The sequence below is a fragment of the Photobacterium satsumensis genome, assembly GCF_050336935.1.
Taxonomy (GTDB): domain Bacteria; phylum Pseudomonadota; class Gammaproteobacteria; order Enterobacterales; family Vibrionaceae; genus Photobacterium; species Photobacterium satsumensis.
The window spans coordinates 14,171-31,664 of record NZ_JAKJSK010000013.1; the positions used below are offsets into that span (position 1 = coordinate 14,171).

General features: G+C 49.0%; 15 protein-coding genes. 5 read left to right on the forward strand and 10 right to left on the reverse strand.

All coding sequences use genetic code 11. The features are described from left to right. The first annotated feature begins 59 nt into the window (after window positions 1–59). Window positions 60–1,055: a PstS family phosphate ABC transporter substrate-binding protein gene (locus L4D79_RS23170; RefSeq protein WP_428654865.1), complete on the forward strand. Its 996-nt coding sequence runs from the start codon at window positions 60–62 to the stop codon at window positions 1,053–1,055. On the opposite strand, the gene ppx is transcribed toward L4D79_RS23170, so the two are convergent. Genes ppx through L4D79_RS23185 form a run of 3 tightly spaced genes read right to left on the reverse strand, consistent with a single transcriptional unit; the run spans window position 1,052 to window position 5,179 of the window. After that, window positions 1,052–2,554, reverse strand: a complete 1,503-nt coding sequence (gene ppx / locus L4D79_RS23175) for an exopolyphosphatase (RefSeq protein ID WP_428654867.1) — start codon at window positions 2,552–2,554, stop codon at window positions 1,052–1,054. The genes L4D79_RS23170 and ppx overlap by 4 nt on opposite strands. Next, window positions 2,551–4,641 (reverse strand): polyphosphate kinase 1, encoded by a 2,091-nt coding sequence (ppk1, locus tag L4D79_RS23180; protein ID WP_428654869.1) that lies wholly within the window; start codon window positions 4,639–4,641, stop codon window positions 2,551–2,553. Before ppk1 ends, ppx begins: the two co-directional genes overlap by 4 nt. Before the next feature lie 34 nt (window positions 4,642–4,675). Further along, complete coding sequence (locus L4D79_RS23185) at window positions 4,676–5,179, reverse strand: glycine cleavage system transcriptional repressor (RefSeq protein ID WP_428654871.1); 504 nt, start codon at window positions 5,177–5,179, stop codon at window positions 4,676–4,678. A gap of 261 nt (window positions 5,180–5,440) precedes the next feature. Here L4D79_RS23185 and L4D79_RS23190 point away from each other — a divergent pair, with 261 nt between their 5' ends. The 4 genes from L4D79_RS23190 (at window position 5,441) to phoU (ending at window position 10,896) form a co-directional block, all read left to right on the forward strand. Further along, window positions 5,441–7,660: an ABC transporter permease subunit gene (locus tag L4D79_RS23190; protein WP_428654874.1), complete on the forward strand. Its 2,220-nt coding sequence runs from the start codon at window positions 5,441–5,443 to the stop codon at window positions 7,658–7,660. A 64-nt stretch (window positions 7,661–7,724) separates the two neighbouring features. Further along, a complete protein-coding gene (gene pstA / locus L4D79_RS23195; protein ID WP_428654876.1) occupies window positions 7,725–9,338 on the forward strand; it encodes a phosphate ABC transporter permease PstA in 1,614 nt (537 codons plus the stop codon). Between the two features lie 18 nt (window positions 9,339–9,356). Continuing rightward, a complete protein-coding gene (gene pstB / locus L4D79_RS23200; protein WP_107350505.1) occupies window positions 9,357–10,175 on the forward strand; it encodes a phosphate ABC transporter ATP-binding protein PstB in 819 nt (272 codons plus the stop codon). Between the two features lie 10 nt (window positions 10,176–10,185). Then, window positions 10,186–10,896, forward strand: coding sequence for a phosphate signaling complex protein PhoU (gene phoU, locus L4D79_RS23205; RefSeq protein ID WP_039469132.1), 711 nt, complete (start codon window positions 10,186–10,188; stop codon window positions 10,894–10,896). A 58-nt stretch (window positions 10,897–10,954) separates the two neighbouring features. On the opposite strand, the gene L4D79_RS23210 is transcribed toward phoU, so the two are convergent. The 7 genes from L4D79_RS23210 to ppk2 all read right to left on the reverse strand — a co-directional run bounded on the left by L4D79_RS23210 (window position 10,955) and on the right by ppk2 (window position 17,427). Then, complete coding sequence (locus tag L4D79_RS23210; protein ID WP_428654879.1) at window positions 10,955–11,515, reverse strand: outer membrane beta-barrel protein; 561 nt, start codon at window positions 11,513–11,515, stop codon at window positions 10,955–10,957. 74 nt (window positions 11,516–11,589) lie between these two features. Further along, the gene (locus L4D79_RS23215; RefSeq protein ID WP_428654881.1) at window positions 11,590–12,117 is read right to left on the reverse strand and encodes a porin family protein; all 528 of its coding nucleotides are present in this window, start codon (window positions 12,115–12,117) and stop codon (window positions 11,590–11,592) included. A 272-nt stretch (window positions 12,118–12,389) separates the two neighbouring features. Then, entirely contained in the window at window positions 12,390–13,328 is a 939-nt protein-coding gene (locus tag L4D79_RS23220; protein ID WP_428654883.1) for a LysR family transcriptional regulator, read from the reverse strand. 156 nt (window positions 13,329–13,484) lie between these two features. Continuing rightward, on the reverse strand, window positions 13,485–14,156 hold the full coding sequence (locus L4D79_RS23225; protein ID WP_428654885.1) for a hypothetical protein: 672 nt from the start codon (window positions 14,154–14,156) through the stop codon (window positions 13,485–13,487). 60 nt (window positions 14,157–14,216) lie between these two features. Continuing rightward, window positions 14,217–15,293 carry a hypothetical protein gene (locus L4D79_RS23230; protein ID WP_428654887.1) on the reverse strand — a complete coding sequence of 359 codons (1,077 nt, stop codon included), beginning with the start codon at window positions 15,291–15,293 and terminating at the stop codon, window positions 14,217–14,219. Window positions 15,294–15,650: 357 nt separating this feature from the next. Next, the gene (locus L4D79_RS23235; RefSeq protein WP_428654889.1) at window positions 15,651–16,571 is read right to left on the reverse strand and encodes a LysR family transcriptional regulator; all 921 of its coding nucleotides are present in this window, start codon (window positions 16,569–16,571) and stop codon (window positions 15,651–15,653) included. Between the two features lie 52 nt (window positions 16,572–16,623). Continuing rightward, a complete protein-coding gene (ppk2, locus tag L4D79_RS23240; protein ID WP_428654891.1) occupies window positions 16,624–17,427 on the reverse strand; it encodes a polyphosphate kinase 2 in 804 nt (267 codons plus the stop codon). Window positions 17,428–17,494: the final 67 nt, after the last annotated feature.

The window sequence follows — 17,494 nt, forward strand, 5'->3', positions numbered from 1 at the left end:
CTAAAGTATTCAGCGGCCTAAGGGCCGCTGTTGTCGTTTTAAGGAGTTACAATAACCGAATGATTAACCGGATCAGGCAGGCCATTAGCCGATGGCAGAAAATAGCGACCACTCTGGTATTGCCTCTCTCTGCCCTTGTTGCAGCTGGCCCCGTTCAGGCCGATCATGGCCCGTTGCCTCATTACGAGAAGGTGAAAGGGATCTCCGGCAATTTATCCTCGGTTGGCTCGGACACCTTTGCCAATTTGATGACCTATTGGTCGGAAGAATTCAAGCGCACCTATCCGAGTGTGAATATTCAGGTGCAGGCGGCTGGGTCATCAACGGCACCGACAGCTTTGATTGAGGCAACCGCCCAGTTCGGGCCGATGAGCCGGCAGATGAAAGCGAGGGAAATCGCTGCCTTTGAGCATGAGTACGGTTACAAGCCAACGGAGATCCGAGTCGCTATCGATGCGTTGGCAGTGTTTGTTAACGAGGATAACCCGCTGCAAGGACTGGACTTTACCCAACTTGATGCCATTTTTTCGCAAACGTTGCGCTGTGGCGGTAACCAGTCGATCACCCGTTGGGGACAATTGGGGCTAACGGGCAGTTGGGACAAGCGGGGGATCCAGCTTTTCGGCCGAAACTCTGTCTCTGGCACCTATGGCTATTTCAAGCAAAAAGCTCTTTGCCAAGGGGATTTTCGCAATAACGTCAACGAGCAGCCGGGTTCGGCCTCGGTGGTACAGTCTGTATCGACCTCGCTCAATTCTATCGGCTACTCCGGTGTCGGCTATCAGACCACCGGGATCCGGGCGCTACCTATTGCCCGTAAAGGAAGTGATTATATCGCGCCGACCATAGAGAACGCGGCCAGTGGCCGTTACCCTCTGGCGCGCTATCTGTATGTTTATGTTAATAAACATCCTGAGCGGCCATTGCCGCCGCTTGAGAGTGAGTTTATTCGCTTTATTCTGTCGCACCAAGGGCAGGATCTGGTGAAGAAGGACGGCTATGTTCCCCTGCCAGCCGAGGCGGTGAAACAAACTCTGGCTGAGCTGGGGCTTTAGCTGGGGCTTAGGCCCAACTCCCAACCCGCCTTGCGCCAGTATTCCTGCTCTTGGCGCAAGTCCGCCGCCAGTAAGCGGTTACTCTCCTCCCAACCGTCAGGCAAGGTCAGTTGCCACTTCTCTTTGTCGGCATCGACAGTGATCGCCGGCAGTGATTCGTCACTGCGCTGGCCATTGAGGGCAACAGCCAATCTCAGGGTGCGGATCAGCGGGTAGAGGTGCTTGCGTTTGTAGATACTCAATTCCGGCATTTCATCCAACTTCAAGCTCTTGCGCTGGAAGCGAACCAAGGTCGCCAGTACCGTTTGCTGCTCGAGGTTGAAACCTGGCATCGTACTGAAGCGCAATAGGTAGGCTGAATGGCGGTGGAAACCCGGATAGCTGATACTCAGGCCCACTTCGTGGAGCAATGCCCCCCAGCTGAGCAGGGTCGCCAGTTCGATCTTGGTTAGGCCCGGTTGCGGCTCAACTTGGTTGTAGAGCTGCTCGGCGGTTGCCTTGACCCGGTTGGCCTGGGCGATATCGACATTGTACTGCTTGGCCATCGAGGTCGCGGTTCTGACCCTAATATCGCTATGGCGAAATCGCTCTTCCATTTCATACAGCAAGCCTTCGCGTAGGGCACCGTTTGAGAATATCATTTCATCGACATTCAGTGATTTGAACACCGCACTGAGAATAGCAACCCCGGCAGCAAAGACCGGCTTGCGGTCGTCGCTAAGGCCGACAAAGTCGAGCTCGTCTGAGTTTTTGACTTTGAGGATCGCATCATAGAGCTGTTGCAGGCGCTTGGCTGTGATCACCCCATCGCTGTGTCCTTGGCCTATCAGGACTTCTCGGATCGCCTTGATGGTGCCGGAAGAGCCGACCGCTGTCTGCCAGCCTTGGCGGATGTACTTGCTGGCGATGCTTTCGAGTTTTTGCTGAGCAGCAAGCTGTGCCGCTGCCATGTTCTTGCTGCTGATTTTGCCTTTGGCAAAGTAGTACTTGTTATAGCTGACACAGCCCATGTGTTTGCTGTAGGCCAGCTGCGGGGTAAAGCCATCACCGATGACCAGTTCGGTACTACCGCCCCCGATATCAACAATCAGTTTTTGTCCGCTGTCTGGCTGAGTGTGGGCGACACCAAGGTAAATCAGACGGGCTTCTTCTGTGCCGGGAATGATTTCTATCGGGTAGGGGAGCAGGGTTTCAGCGCGCTTGAGGAAGACATGGGCGTTGTTAGCCTGGCGCAACGTGTAAGTGGCGGCAATGCGAACATTTTCCGGTTCAAATCCTTGCAGACGTTCAGCAAACATCGCCAAGCAATTCAAACCGCGTTGGATCGCGGCCTGATCGAGGTTGTGGTGTTCATCCAGCCCAGAGGCCAGATGGACACGCTGCTTGTGACGGCTGATGATTTGCAGGCTTTGCCCGACAATGCGGGCGACAACCATATGGAAGCTGTTCGAGCCAATGTCTATCGCAGCGATTTCTCTTGGGCGTACAGGTTCTGTCATGTATTGCTTTCGCTCTTTATTTTTTTCTTAAGCTGTTTTTCTGATTGCTTGAGGTAGTCGTAGATCGCTAGCTGGGAGCGGATTTTACGTTTATTGCCTCGCGGAACGTATTTATTGGACATTTCTTTATCAATAATACGGGCCTTGACGGTATCAGAAAGCTGGATATTGAGTATGTCGATAATCTTCTTTTTCAGTGCCGGATCATCAATGGGGCAGCCAACCTCAATCCGGTTGTCGATGTTTCGCGTCATCCAGTCGGCAGAGGATATGTATACATCCGGCTCGCCGTTATTCTCAAAGACAACGACCCGAGGGTGCTCGAGGAAGCGGTCGACGATACTGATCGCCGTGATATTCTCGCTAATCCCCTTGATCCCCGGGATCAAAGTACACATGCCGCGTACAATAAGCTTGACGTTCACACCCGCATTACTGGCTTGGTAAAGCAGGTTAATCAGGCCTTTATCGACAAGGTTATTCACCTTTAGTGTAATACCGGATGGTAAGTTTTGCTTGGCATGGGCAATTTCCCGGTCGATCGAGTCATACAGACGTGAGCGGGAGTTGCGAGGCGAGACAATCAAGTGGTTGAATTTTACCGGGCGGTAAGGGTTTTGGATGTAGTTAAATACCATCCTGACTTCGTCGGTGATCTCCTTGCGACAGGTCATCAGCGAGAAATCGGTATAGATCCGTGCCGTTTTTTCGTGGAAGTTACCGGTGCCGAGGTGGGCATAGCGCACCAGCTCATCGTCTTCCTTGCGAGTAATGAGGCAAAGCTTGGAGTGGATCTTGAGTCCCGGGACGCCAAAGAGTACCTGGACCCCCGCATCTGTCAAGCGGCGGGCCCATTCGATGTTTGCTTCTTCGTCAAAACGGGCCTGGAGTTCGACCACGACCGTCACTTGTTTACCGTTGTTGGCGGCATCGATCATTGACTCGATGATTTGCGAGTTTTTGGCCACCCGGTAGATATTGATTTTTATACTGCGTACTTTCGGATCATAGGAAGCCTGGCGCACCAGTTCGGTCATATGATTGAAGGTGTGGTACGGGTAGTACAGCAGGATATCTTGCTTCTTGATCGCATCGAAAGCATTACGGGCATTAACAAACTGGGCACTTGCCAGTGGCGGCAGTTGTTTGTTCTCGAGGTAGTCCCGGCCAACATTCGGGAATCCGATGAAATCTTTGAAATTATGGTAGCGTCCACCTGGAATGATACTGTCGTAGTTCGATACTTTCAGTAAGCCGCAGAGCACATCGACCATATCGGCAGGCATATCACGCTGATAGACAAACCGGACCGGCATTGCGGTCAGGCGTTGGTCCAAACCTTCAGACATCTGCTCGAGCAGGCTGTGCTCCACCTCCAGGTTCAGGTCGTATTCGGCATCGCGGGTCATCTTCATCGCATAGGCGGACAGCTCATCGTATTCGAACAAGCCACTGAAGATGTCGTCAAGGCAGAAGCGGATAATATTATCGAGAAAGATGAGGGTCTTGCGTCGCTTGCCCTTGGCTTCAGGCAACTGGATAAAGCGTGGTAGCTGATCCGTCGGGATTTCCATCAAGGCATAGCGCTTGTTGTCACCTTGGCGCATTTCTACAGCCAGGTAGGAATATTCATCTTTGAGGAATTGCAGCAGATCGATGTCGTCGGTCAGTAAAATAGGGGTGACATGAGGCAGAATCTGGCTGCGAAAATGCTTTCTCAGCCAGCTCTGCTGGCGGTCATCGAGCTGCTGCTCATTGACCAGGAAGATGTGACGCCTTGCCATCTCGAGCAGGATTTCGTTGTACAGGGTGTCAAAATCCTGATTCAGCTTGAGTACCCGGCTTTGGATCTTGCTCAAGAGATCCTTAGCCTGGTCATTACTGCCTTGCTCTTCGTTGATCAGGATACGGCGTTTGACATCCGCAAAGCGCACTTTATAGAACTCATCAGTATTACTCGAGTAAATACCTAGGAACCGGACTCGCTCAATCAGCGGTACAGACTTGTCTGCGGCTTCCTGCAGCACGCGCTCGTTAAAAGATAGCCAGCTCAGTTCTTTGTCGGTATAGAGAGGTTCTGCGCTCATTGTCATCCTACTTACTAATGGGGCATAAGAGGGATCAGTTATCGTCGATATCTACAGTGAGATCATCGGCAATCTTCTCCAGCTCTTCCTGGACGTACTCAATACTCAAACTGCTTGGCAACTCTAATTGGAAACGGGCAGAAAAAATGGGGTAGCCCCAGTTGGGTGCACTGTCAGAATGCGTTTTGAGCTTGTGAATATTTATCCCAAGCTGGTTGAGCTTGGTCGTGACGTCTTTGACAATACCTGAGCGGTCGTTCCCCGTGACCAAGAGATGGTGCACAACAGACGTTGGCAGGGTTTTACCCTCTTCTTCAACAATTTGAATTTGAAGGGCATCAAGCTGTTGAAGGGCATTGCTGAGCACACCGACATATTGGTCGGCAACTTCTACTTGCAGGATGCCGGTAAACTGACCCGCTAACTTGCTGAGGCTGCTTGAAAGCCAGTTACCATGGTTTTGGTAAACCGTGTCTGACAGCGTTTCTACTAGGCCAGGGCGATCTTGGCCGATGACAGTGATGATCAGATGCTTCATAACGATGTCCTTATACAAGAGGCGTCATTGCCCGTTCTATATTGACTATTATGTGAGCATGTGAACTGTGTGTCTAGGCTAACAGACCGATCAAGATATTGAATTTTTTACGAAATCACAGAATTGAATAATAAATATTTTTTATTTCACTTTTATGTCATCTATGTCTATGAGCCCGACATGACGGAGGCGGCGGCTTGTCATATAATTGTCATCTAAAGGAAATATTATTAGTAAACGTGTAAATTTATTGAGGTAATGATGGCAAAGGCCGGTGCGATATTGATGGGAGAGAGTCCTGGCCGTAAGGTAAAAGATAAATTGGTGCGTTATGGTGTGACGTCCGGTGGGATCTTTGTCCTTGTTACCCTCATTTTGATTTTTTTCTACCTCCTGTATGTGATCCTGCCGATCTTCTCATCGGTCAAGGTGAGTTCCCAACAGCAATTTACCACCGCTTTTACCGACAAGACCGCAGATATCCGCGTCAGTGACAATAATGATCATCTGTTCCGTCTTGCTACCGACGGCTCCCTGAGTGCGATAAGCCTTACTGGAACCGCTGCGGGAGACGTTGTCGGTGCGGTTGATCTTCTCGACGGTGTGGCCAGTGTTGGCCGTACGCTTCCCGCTGACCAGCTATACGCCTTAGGTGGACAGTCCGGTGAGGTACTGATTGCCAAGCCCTCTTTGACGGCAACACCAGGTAATCGCGCCCTTACATTGAGCTATCCACTCGGTCATGAGTCGCTTCAGTTAGACCCTGAAAGCCAGCCGATAGTGAGCTTAGCGGCTTCGGTTCGTGGACGGCGAGCGATCATTATGGGGATCACCGCTGATGGCCGGGCGAGAGTGGTGTTGTTTACTGAGACCGGCAATGTACTGGGTGGAAATAGGGCGGACTGGCAGTCTTCTTCTTTTGCCGTCAGCGGTCTGCCAAGCTCGGTGAATGATATTGTTGTGACCCCTGATGCCCGTACAGCCTATGTCCTAGCGGGCGAAAAGGTGTACGTTGTTGCGTTTGACGGTACATCAGGCTGGGTGCGGGAAGTGGTTGAGATTGAGCTACCCGGCAGCCAGGCGCAACAACTGGCTTTGCTCTCGGGCGCCAACTCCCTGCTTATTAGCCACAGTGACCAATCGTTATCCCAGTGGTTTGAAATACGTAAAGACGGTAAGCGCGAGCTGGTCAGAACCCGTAATTTTGCCGTTGGCGATAGCCCGGTAACCGCTTTGATCCCTGAATATACCCGCAAGGGCTTTTTTGCTCTGCAGCAGGATGGTCAACTATCGGCATTCTATACCACGGTAAAAGGGGCGATATACCGCGAACCGGTTTTTGTTGATGACCTACCGCAACAGATTGTGATTTCGCCGCGGGCAGATCGTCTGGTCGCGCTGAAGGGCAATGACTGGCAGGTTTTTGATGTTGATAATCCTCACCCGGAGATAGGGTTTGCGTCCCTGTGGCAGAAAATTTGGTACGAGGGCTATCCGGAGCCGGATTATGTCTGGCAGTCGACATCGGCCAGTGATGAATTTGAACCCAAGCTGAGTTTGGTACCCTTGGTTTTTGGTACCTTGAAAGCCGCGTTATATGGCTTGATGTTTGCGGTTCCGCTAGCATTGGCAGGGGCGATATACACGGCGTATTTCATGTCTTCACGGATGCGTGGCATAGTGAAACCGACGGTGGAGCTGATGGAAGCGCTGCCGACCGTTATCCTTGGCTTCCTTGCCGGTATTTGGCTGGCACCGATAGTGGAATCCCATTTGGTCGGTATGGTGGCTTTGGTGGTGATGTTCCCGGTGGGCATGCTGTTGGCCGGGATTGGTTGGTCTTTGTTACCGGACAGTTGGCGAAGTAGGATTCCGAGTGGCTTTCATATCCTCATACTGATGCCGGTTATCGTCTTGATTGCCTACGCCTGTTTTGAGCTCAGCCCTTGGCTTGAACAACTGTGGTTTGCTGGAGATGTTAGGGCATACTTGAGTGACGAATGGGGGATTGGCTACGATCAGCGCAATGCCTTGGTGGTAGGGATTGCGATGGGGATCGCGGTGGTTCCGACTATTTTCTCCATTGCCGAAGATGCTATTTTTTCCGTTCCAGGCCATTTGACCAGCGGTTCATTGGCTTTAGGGGCGACGCACTGGCAAACTCTTACACGAGTGGTGTTGTTAACGGCAAGCCCGGGTATCTTCTCGGCCATTATGATGGGGCTCGGTCGGGCTATCGGTGAAACGATGATTGTACTGATGGCCACCGGTAATACCCCGATCATGGATTGGAATATTCTCGAAGGCATGCGCACATTGTCAGCGACAATTGCCATTGAAATGCCGGAAAGCGAAGTCGGCAGTTCTCATTATCGGGTCATGTTCCTGGCCGCCTTTGTGCTGTTCGTCTTTACGTTTATGTTTAATACCGTGGCTGAGTTAGTACGCCAGCGTCTACGTGAAAAATACAGTTCACTTTAATTTATTGCGGACTAGGCACCGATGAATGATCTGGAAACATTAATAACAATGAATAACGTATTTAATGAATAAGTGGTTAAAATCAGGCGCACCTTGGATATGGCTAACCGCAGGGGCTGTTAGCCTGAGCTTGATCGTGGTGCTTGGCTTATTGCTATTGATTGGCTGGAAAGGACTCGGTTACTTCTGGCCTGCGCCTGTTTATCAATTTGAAATCCAGCAAAACGGTCACCAAAGTACCGTTATTGGTGAGGTATATGAGCGTAAAACGGTCCCGGTTAAACAACTGACAGAGGCCGGTATCAATACCGCTGGTTTTGATGGCGACACTGTTTTCCGTTACGTTATCAAAACCGGTAACCGGGATGTGCTGGGCAGTGATTTTGTCACCATACTTGGGCCGCATATCGTCAGCCAACAGCCGGCAGCTGGTGTCGCGGTGATAGAGCGGTTGAAGAACGGTCGATTCTATGGCTTTCCGGTCGGGCTAATCGATGACGGGGTGGCGATCCCGCTGGAAGAGCTTGAGCACAGCCTGGAGCAAGCCAATATTGTCCGCGATTTAATTAGCCAGATTGAGCAATCGGATCTGGCTGAATTGAACCAACAGTTTGAACAGCTTAATGCCAAGGCGCGTCAACACGATGATCCCTCGCAATTGATTAGTGAGCGACAGTTGCTGGAGCAGCGGTTTGCCCAGATTGAGCAACAGCTGTTGACGCTTCATCAGCAACTCAGTCGTGATAGCTTGATTGTCCGAGAAATGACGGGGCGGGACATGACGCTGCCGCTCGAGCAGATTTTAGATCTCTGGTATCCCAATGATTTCACGACCGCAGGCAAGCTTGGCCATTGGCTCAGCCAGCTAGGCCATTTTGTCAGTGATGATCCCCGTGAGGCCAATACGGAAGGTGGCGTGTTCCCGGCGATTTTCGGCACCGTATTCATGGTGTTGTTGATGAGTGTGATTGTGACGCCGCTGGGGGTGTTGGCTGCGGTCTATCTTCATGAATATGCGGGGAAAAATATATTTACCAAGTTGATTCGGGTTGCCGTGATTAACTTGGCGGGTGTACCGTCGATTGTTTACGGCGTCTTCGGGTTGGGGTTCTTTGTTTATATTGTCGGGGCACAAATCGATGATTTGTTCTTTGCCGATCAGCTACCGGCGCCGACATTCGGTACGCCGGGTATTTTATGGTCGGCGTTGACCTTGGCGATCCTGACTTTGCCGGTGGTGATTGTCTCGACCGAAGAAGGGTTAGCCAGGATCCCGAGTTCGATCCGTCATGGCTCTCTTGCTCTGGGGGCGACTCAGGCTGAAACCTTGTGGCGGACTGTGTTGCCGATGGCAAGCCCGGCGATTATGACGGGCTTGATCTTGGCGGTAGCCCGGGCTGCCGGTGAGGTCGCGCCGCTGATGTTGGTTGGGGTGGTGAAAATGGCACCGTCGTTACCGATTGACGGTCAATTCCCTTACCTGCATTTGGATCGAAAATTTATGCATCTCGGTTATCATATATATGATGTGGGTTTTCAGAGTCCGAATGTGGAAGCGGCACGACCGCTTGTGTATGCCACGTCATTTTTGTTGGTCACCGTTATTGTGGGTCTGAACCTGACAGCCATTGGGATCCGTAACCACTTGCGTGAAAAATTCCGCTCCTTGGAGCAATAGTGAGATTCAGGAAAGAGTATGTTTTCAATTAATTCCCCAATTGGCCTGTTTGAGCCTGTTGATTTGTCAGCGTTGCCGGAAGAGAAAACGGCGCTGTCAATCGAGGGGCTGGATCTCCATTATGGTGCCCACCAGGCCCTGTATGATATCAACATGCGCATTGCCAAAGGCCAGGTGACGGCATTTATCGGCCCGTCAGGCTGTGGTAAATCGACACTATTGCGCTGTATCAACCGGATGAACGAACTGGTTGAAGGCTGCAAGGTTGACGGCAAGGTGATGCTGCACGGCCAGAATATCTACGATGGTAAAGTCGATGTTGCTTCGCTGCGCCGCCGGGTTGGTATGGTATTCCAGCGCCCGAACCCGTTTCCTAAGTCCATCTACGAAAATGTGGTGTATGGCCTCAGGCTGCAGGGGATCAAGGATCGCCGGGTGTTGGATGATGCGGTGGAAAGTTCGCTCCGGGGCGCAGCTCTGTGGGATGAGGTTAAAGACCGCCTGCATGAAAATGCCTTCGGCCTTTCCGGCGGCCAGCAGCAACGCTTGGTGATAGCCCGGGCAATCGCGATAGAACCGGAGGTTCTATTGCTCGATGAGCCGACGTCGGCACTGGATCCGATTTCGACCCTGACCATCGAAGAGCTGATTAACGATCTGAAAACCAAATATACGGTGATTATTGTCACTCATAATATGCAGCAGGCCGCACGGGTATCCGATAATACCGCCTTTATGCATATGGGAGAGCTGGTGGAATATACCAGTACCAATGATATATTCACCACCCCGAAAGAAAAACGTACCGAAGATTACATCACGGGTCGATACGGTTAAGGAGAAAGTAATGTTAGATAATTTGAGCCTTGGCCGTCATATTTCTGGCCAGTTCAATGCTGAGTTGGAAAGTATTCGTACCCATGTATTGGCGATGGGCGGGTTGGTCGAACAGCAGCTGGCCGATGCGCTTAAGGCAATGCACAAGCAAGATATCGAGCTGGCACGACGGGTGATCAAAGATGACCACAAGGTCAATGCGATGGAAGTGGCCATTGATGAAGCCTGTACCCGTATTATTGCCAAGCGTCAGCCGACCGCCAGTGACTTGCGCTTGGTGATTGCGATCATCAAGACGATTACCGACCTTGAGCGAATCGGCGATGTGGCCGAAAGTATTGCCAAGGTGGCGTTGGAAAACTTCACCAACAAGCAATATAACCTGTTGGTCTCTCTTGAAGCTTTGGGGCAGAGTGCAGTGCGTATGCTCCACGAGGTACTGGATGCTTTTGCCCGGATGGATGTTAAGGCGGCGATTGAGGTGTATCAGGAAGATGATCGGATTGACCGTGAGTATGAAGCGATTATCCGTCAGCTGATGACTTATATGATGGAAGATCCGCGCTCGATCCCGAATGTGCTGCAGGTGATGTGGTCGGCACGCTCGATTGAACGGGTTGGGGATCGCTGCCAGAACATCTGCGAGTACATCATCTATTTTGTGAAGGGTAAGGATATTCGCCATACCAGTCAGGAAGAACTGGAAAATATTCTGAAATAGAGACATTTTGGTTTGGGTGGCTTTGTGCTTATCAAAGCCGCCCTAAAATCCAATTACCTTAAAAGCGGTAATTAATCCCAAATCCGTAACTATGGTAGTAATTGTTTTCACCAAACATGTTGGCTTTTTGATAGTTGAAATAGCCGATGATATCGAAATTGGCAGTGACTTCTCGCCCAACCTCGAAGCCATAGATCCCTGTCGTGTCATGGTCGCGATCTTTTTGATATTCACCTCCCCCCACATAGTACTTCCGGCTTTCCTCTATTCGGCTTACCCCAATAACGGCGGCAACATAGCCTGGTTGGTAGCCAAGAGCCAGAAAATGATACTTAGGTTTTAACGCCGCACTATAACTGTAGGTTTTATAGTTGATACTACGAAAACCCTTGAAGAAAAGGCTATCGCCTAGCTCAGTGGCATTGAGTTCGATACCCATTGTTACTCTAGGGTTAATGTCAAACGCATAACCTGCAGTTAGGCCGTATTGGAGCGGCAAGGTTGTTTTGTGGTAATCGGTAAAACCGAACTTTAGACCAGCATATGGGCCTGCTACTGAACTAGCAAAAGCGCTGGTAGAAAGTAGTGTCGCAAGGAGCAATACAATACGTGATTTCATCGTGTTGGCTTTCTATGTTGGCGAAGAATGGGAGGGGAGAATCTGGCGATGAGATATCGCCAGATTGGTTTGGATTAGAACTTGTAGTTGGCACCGATGTAGAACGTACCGTAGTCTGAATCCATTGACTTGTAGCCACCTTTAACAGAGACATTGCGGTTGAAGTCGTAGCCAGCTTCTACACCTAGCGCGAGGACGGTATCGTTGAATGACTCTTTGCCGCTCCCTTCATAGATGAAATTATATTTGAGCTCTTCCTCGAGGTTATGTAGGCCAATTTGTGCCCCTGCATAGAAGTTATCGTTGAAGTAGTATTTTGGTTTAACATTAATCCCGTATGAGTAGGCAGATAACTTAGCGAATTCCTCGCCCTCAGAGTAAGAATCTTCACCATAGTTACGGTATTCGCCCTCGATACCAACAACAAACTGTGGGGCTACTTGGAAATCATAACCAGCAACTAAGCCAATTCCGGTATCGAATGAGTTGCCATCAAGGCTGTTCGAAGCCAAGTCTGCACCAATGTAAAAGCCTTCTTTTGATGCCAAAGCCGGTGCAGAAAGAAGTGAAGCGATAGTCAGAGCAAAAAGTGTCTTTTTCATAATTGATCTCTAATTCGTAATAGTTTGTTGGTTCGCACAGATAGCTACTTTGTCTTTCCAATGCGAGAAATATTAAATTGAACAGCGTACACAATCTAATTAGTTTGATTGATAAGGCTTATCAATGGTGTTTATTGCACGATGTTTTATTGTGTTGTTATAGAATCTGACTGTGGTTATGCCGCGCTATCCTTGCCAACGAGATAGATACTAAATTTTGCTTTGGTATTTATCTAATTACTAAATCTAAGGACTCTTATTCGCCATGCTTATCAGTCGATGTTCGGGGACTGGGCCTCTTGAATAAGCTGTTTGATGAGGCTTAATAGCCACTGGGTGAGAGGGTCTTTGTGTTTGGACTGGTGATAGAAACACACCGATGCGAAGCCTACAATGGGGAAATCAATATGGGCATCAATTTTACGAAAGTCCGGGTGATCATCGGGAATCATGATATCCAGAGTTGGAAATAGCAAATCGGTTTGTTTGATTGTTTGAAGGAGTGTTTCCGGAGAGGTAGAGCGAAAGCCAATTTTCGGTGTTAGGTTGTAATGGGCAAAGTATTGTTCAATATCAGCAGCCTGTTCATTTCGATCCGGCACGATTAAGCAGGCAAAGGTTGCGTCTTTGGCATCGGGTATGGCCATTACCGGTTTACTATAAGGATGCTCTCTTCGTACAATGACCACCCCCTTATCACCTGGAATCGTCTGTCGGTACAACTCCTTACTGGTGTTGGCGATATCATAGTTTAGGGCGATTTGAAGGCCGCCATTGAGCAGTTCAGCGAACGTCGATGTACTCCAGTTGATGACTTCTACCTGGCAATCAGGTGCCTGTTCCTGGATGAGTAAATATAACTTGCTGCCAAAGGCATAGATATACTGAGGTGCTAACGCGATACGCAGCTTGCCGGTGATCTGCTGTGGGTTGAACTCTTGGTTGGTATTGACGGCTTGGAACAGGTTATCGAGGGCAGGAGAAAGCTCTTGGCATAATTGTTCTACATAGGGGGTCGGTGTCAGTCCTGTACGGGTTTTGGTAAACAGCTCGTCATCGAAATGAAGCCGGAGTTTCTGCAGAGCATGGCTGACGGCAGGTTGGGTTACGAATAACCGTTCCGATGCCTTGCGCAGGTTTTGCTCTTGGTAGATGACCAGTAGGGTTTTGAGTAGGTTGAGATCGAGGTTGGCGGATAAGTCCTTGGCCATTGATACGTTCCGAGTTTGGTCACATAGTGATCAAGATATCACAGCTTTTAATTCTCGGGCATTGACCTTCAAATTTATCTAGCAAAAAAGCCCCTGAGAAATAAAGGTAGCAGGGGCGAGAGTACCAAACGGACAAGTTTTTAAAGGTGTAGTTAGTTATTTGAAGCGAAAGTTAATTCCTGCCTCTATAGTGCTGTCAGATGTGATCCTTTCTCCTGGACGGGCTCGGTGCTCACCGTAAGTATATTTGACGTATGGCTCTACCCATTTAGGCTTGAAGGTAACGGTTATGTCATGGCTGTTGATATTGTCATTGATGATATCTTGCGAGAACCGATCGCCAGACAGTAACCTGTCATGATTGAAGCTATAGCTGGTATTCAACCATGGTTTAGGACTGTAGCTAATCCCAACCGTATTCTTCCACTCTCGCTGATCAAACCAATCAATATCGAGTAATGCCTTGGTTTGTCGCCACTCGTGAGAAGTGCTGGCGTAGATCATCACAGTCTCTGACAGGGCGGTACCGGTAAATATGCCGATATCGTAAATATCGATACTGTCAGCACGGCCATAGCTAGCGTAAGCCTCGGTATAAAACTGCCCCAGCATGACTCCATAGCCAGTACCAATCTCGAGGTAACCGGTTGAGTCGATCTCTGCGCTAACGTTGATTTCCTCCGTTGCTTGCAGACTGCCTGTTACTGTTCCTATCCAGTCATCACCGGTTTTAGAAACTTGAAAACCCAATTGAGGCTCGTTGGCTATTGCCATGTGGCTGGCTGAAATAGAGAGCCATATACCCAAGATGTAAAGTAAGCGTGTCATAGCGAATTACCGTAAGAAAAGAAAGCCGCCATACGGGCGGCTTAGTTCGTAGGAGTTTGCTTAAGAGCGCTCAACCTTGGCCTTGATGGCTTCACGCAGCTCTCGTGACTTGGCGCGTAGCTGCGATTTTTGTTCGTTTGAAAGGTTAGGACGCTGTTTTAATTCCGGTCGACCTTGCCCTGATTTATCAACTGAGACCATTAGTCGGCCATCGTTATTCTGAAGGATAAGGGAGTTGCCTTGCCATCCAGTGATTGTTGTTTGGCCGTCAATTGAGCTATCGACTTTAGCAACGATGAGTCCATTGTCTACTGATCGGATCAAACCGTTATCATCGACATAAATTGGACTATTTTCACCGTTGAATTCAACAGCACCGGTGTCAGTATTAAATTTGATCTGATTACCATTGTCTCCATTTACGGTGATGTAATTACCTGAAGTATCAGATTCGATTTCGATATCACCGTGGCCTCTTTCTTTGCCGTCACTGGCTCCTATTCCCCAGTCCGGAGTATCGCCAAAGTCCGGTGACAGACCGCCAGTACCGCCGCTATCTTCAATTTCCCAGCGGCCATTACCGTCAGTGTTGATTACGATATATTCACCGTCTTTACCTGAGCTGAGGATGTATTGGTTATCACCATTTTTGGTGACGTTACCTAGAAATTTATCTTCGCGAGCCGATGTAATATTGCCTTGTTCATCAACTTTAACGACACCTACTGGGGCGCCTGACTCATTGCGAAGGATGAGGTGGCCAGAAGAAAGCACCACGATAGACTCACCAGAGTCAGCTGAAATGACACCTCGTTCGGTTTCAGGGTTAAATTGGCTCCCCCCTTGGATATTACCTGTTACATCTTGGATGGGAGCATCAATATCCGGTCTTTCTATTGGGTGATCTTCTGGAGGCAAGAGGCCCCAACCATTATCAGTCCCATCAATACCAATGACATTGCCGTTGTTATCGTAAATCAGGCCGTCGTTCGGTTTTTCTTTTTCGATTGGGTTTTCAATGCCTGCTCGAGGATTATCAAAATCAGGATCAACTGTATCGTTTTTTGAACCAGAAGATGATGAACAGCCAGTTAAAATCGTTGCTGCCACTAATGAAGCCAGTAGTTTAATTTTCATTGGATACTCTTAATTTTAAAGTTATTTCATAGGCCAATAGCAAATCGTGGTGAAAAAGGTTTGGCCATGGGACGATAATTTTTATATGTGGAACTGTCAGGTAGCGCTGTAAACCAGGGTGCCGTGTTGACGGAGTGAATATTAAATAGGTGGTAAGGCTTTCTCTAATTAGTGGTCGTTATTTAGTGCTTAAGCAACAGTGATTAATCATGGCGGCTTATCGAGCTGTTAAGGCTCACTTATGACCGCCTGATATCGTAGTTGATAGGTGAAGGGAAATAAGATTAATAAGTATAAGGAAACTTATTTGGTGGTGATTTTTCACTTTTATTTTGAGGTTGATTATTTAGTTGTCTCTTAAGAATCAGCTAATAACTCTTCGATCAGCTTGAATAGCCAGAGTGTCAGAGGGTTTCTGCGATTCTTTTGATGAAAGTAAGCCATGATTGGCAATTGGAGGTACTGTTCGTTGATTCTTAGTTTTAATCCTCTTAGCTGTTCACGTTCTTCTTGGCGTAAAAATGACGAAGATGGGTAAATCATATCAGTATGTTTAACTATATCTAGTACAGCCATGGGGAGCTCGGAGCGGAAAGCCACCCTGACATTCAGGCCATGGCTTCTCATTATTCTTTCTGCATGCGGGATATTGGAGTTCCAATCTGAAATGATAATACTAGCAATCTCTAGCCCATCTAAGTCCTGAGGGGTCACGAATTCAGCTTGGATAGGGTGATCCTTACGAACATAAACGGTAAAGGTATCGTGACACAGCGTTTTTCGCATTAGCTCTTTGGGGGCATGGTGTATATCGAAATTAACCCCTAGGCTGATTTCACCCTTGTTCAGTTCATCGAGTGACGTTGGAGACCAATTGAGTAAATGGAGGTTGACCTTGGGAGCTTGTTGCTTGACCTTTTGGTACAAAGGAGTAGATAAATAGGTCAGTATATTTGAGGTCATTGTGAGCTTTATCGTCCCCTCAAGCTCCGCTGGGTTAAAGCTGTGGCTGGCATTCAGGGTTTGAGATAGGTCGTCTAATAATGGGCTGATATTTTCGGCCAGTTCTGCACCAAATGCCGTCGGTTGTAGGCCATGCCGGGTTTTGACAAAGAGCTCATCATTGAAATGGTTGCGTAACTTTTGTAGTGCTTGGCTGATTGCCGGTTGGCTGACAAACAGCCGCTCGGAAGCTTTACGCATGTTGAGCTCTTGCGAGAGGATCACAAAAGTGCGGAGTAGATTGAGATCTAGGCTTGCATAGAGATCTTTTGTCATGTCATTCCTTGCGTGAGGGGCTTAAATAAAACGTCATTTTATTTAACTAACCTTAATCGTTGCCAAACAAGTCAGGAACAAAGGTCTGGTTTTCTTCCGGTACGCGGATGTAGCCTTCCTTGTTGACCTCCGGTAATTCGACCTCTGGGTAGTCGATATCTTGGTATGGGATCTGGCCCAAGAGATGGGAAATACAGTTGATTCTGGCTTTCTTCTTGGTATCGGCATCCACCACCCACCAAGGGCACTGCTTGGTATCGGTATAAGCGAACATCCGATCCTTTGCGGCAGAGTAGGCGGCCCAGCGGCTTCGGGATTCCAAGTCCATCGGACTGAACTTCCAGCGCTTTATTGGGGTGTTGATGCGTTCGAGGAAGCGTTTTTCCTGCTCTTCATCAGAGACCGAAAACCAGTATTTGAGCAAGATGATCCCGGAGCGCTTGAGCATCCTCTCAAACTCGGGGCAAGAGCGGAGAAACTCCTCGTATTCATCATCGTTGCAAAAGCCCATCACATGCTCGACACCGGCCCGGTTGTACCAGCTGCGATCAAACAGCACCATTTCACCTTCTGCTGGAAGGTGTGCTACATAGCGTTGGAAGTACCACTGGGTGCGCTCTCTATCAGTGGGTTTAGCCAAGGCGACGATACGGCTTATCCGCGGATTGAGCTTTTCGGTGATCCGCTTGATGACCCCACCTTTACCTGCTGCATCCCGTCCCTCGAAGACCACAACAACTTTCAGCCCTTCTTGCTTGATCCATTCTTGGAGTTTCACCAATTCTATTTGCAGACGTTCCAGCTCAGCGTCGTAATCGCTTTTTTTGAGTTTTTTCTTCGGCGGGACAAAAGGCATAGCGAGTCTCTACTTTGTTTCAACTTGATAACAAAAGAGTAACTCGGAAACTGGGGTTTGACGAATG

Bases quoted from the DNA above. Each gene is read 5' to 3' on its own strand.
- L4D79_RS23225 (WP_428654885.1), bottom strand. From the start codon at position 14,156: ATGACACGCTTACTTTACATCTTGGGTATATGGCTCTCTATTTCAGCC.
- L4D79_RS23215 (WP_428654881.1), bottom strand. From the start codon at position 12,117: ATGAAAAAGACACTTTTTGCTCTGACTATCGCTTCACTTCTTTCTGCA.
- L4D79_RS23220 (WP_428654883.1), bottom strand. From the start codon at position 13,328: ATGGCCAAGGACTTATCCGCCAACCTCGATCTCAACCTACTCAAAACC.
- ppk2 (WP_428654891.1), bottom strand. From the start codon at position 17,427: ATGCCTTTTGTCCCGCCGAAGAAAAAACTCAAAAAAAGCGATTACGAC.
- L4D79_RS23230 (WP_428654887.1), bottom strand. From the start codon at position 15,293: ATGAAAATTAAACTACTGGCTTCATTAGTGGCAGCAACGATTTTAACT.
- ppx (WP_428654867.1), bottom strand. From the start codon at position 2,554: ATGACAGAACCTGTACGCCCAAGAGAAATCGCTGCGATAGACATTGGC.
- pstA (WP_428654876.1), top strand. From the start codon at position 7,725: ATGAATAAGTGGTTAAAATCAGGCGCACCTTGGATATGGCTAACCGCA.
- pstB (WP_107350505.1), top strand. From the start codon at position 9,357: ATGTTTTCAATTAATTCCCCAATTGGCCTGTTTGAGCCTGTTGATTTG.
- L4D79_RS23235 (WP_428654889.1), bottom strand. From the start codon at position 16,571: ATGACAAAAGATCTCTATGCAAGCCTAGATCTCAATCTACTCCGCACT.
- phoU (WP_039469132.1), top strand. From the start codon at position 10,186: ATGTTAGATAATTTGAGCCTTGGCCGTCATATTTCTGGCCAGTTCAAT.
- L4D79_RS23210 (WP_428654879.1), bottom strand. From the start codon at position 11,515: ATGAAATCACGTATTGTATTGCTCCTTGCGACACTACTTTCTACCAGC.
- ppk1 (WP_428654869.1), bottom strand. From the start codon at position 4,641: ATGAGCGCAGAACCTCTCTATACCGACAAAGAACTGAGCTGGCTATCT.
- L4D79_RS23170 (WP_428654865.1), top strand. From the start codon at position 60: ATGATTAACCGGATCAGGCAGGCCATTAGCCGATGGCAGAAAATAGCG.
- L4D79_RS23190 (WP_428654874.1), top strand. From the start codon at position 5,441: ATGGCAAAGGCCGGTGCGATATTGATGGGAGAGAGTCCTGGCCGTAAG.
- L4D79_RS23185 (WP_428654871.1), bottom strand. From the start codon at position 5,179: ATGAAGCATCTGATCATCACTGTCATCGGCCAAGATCGCCCTGGCCTA.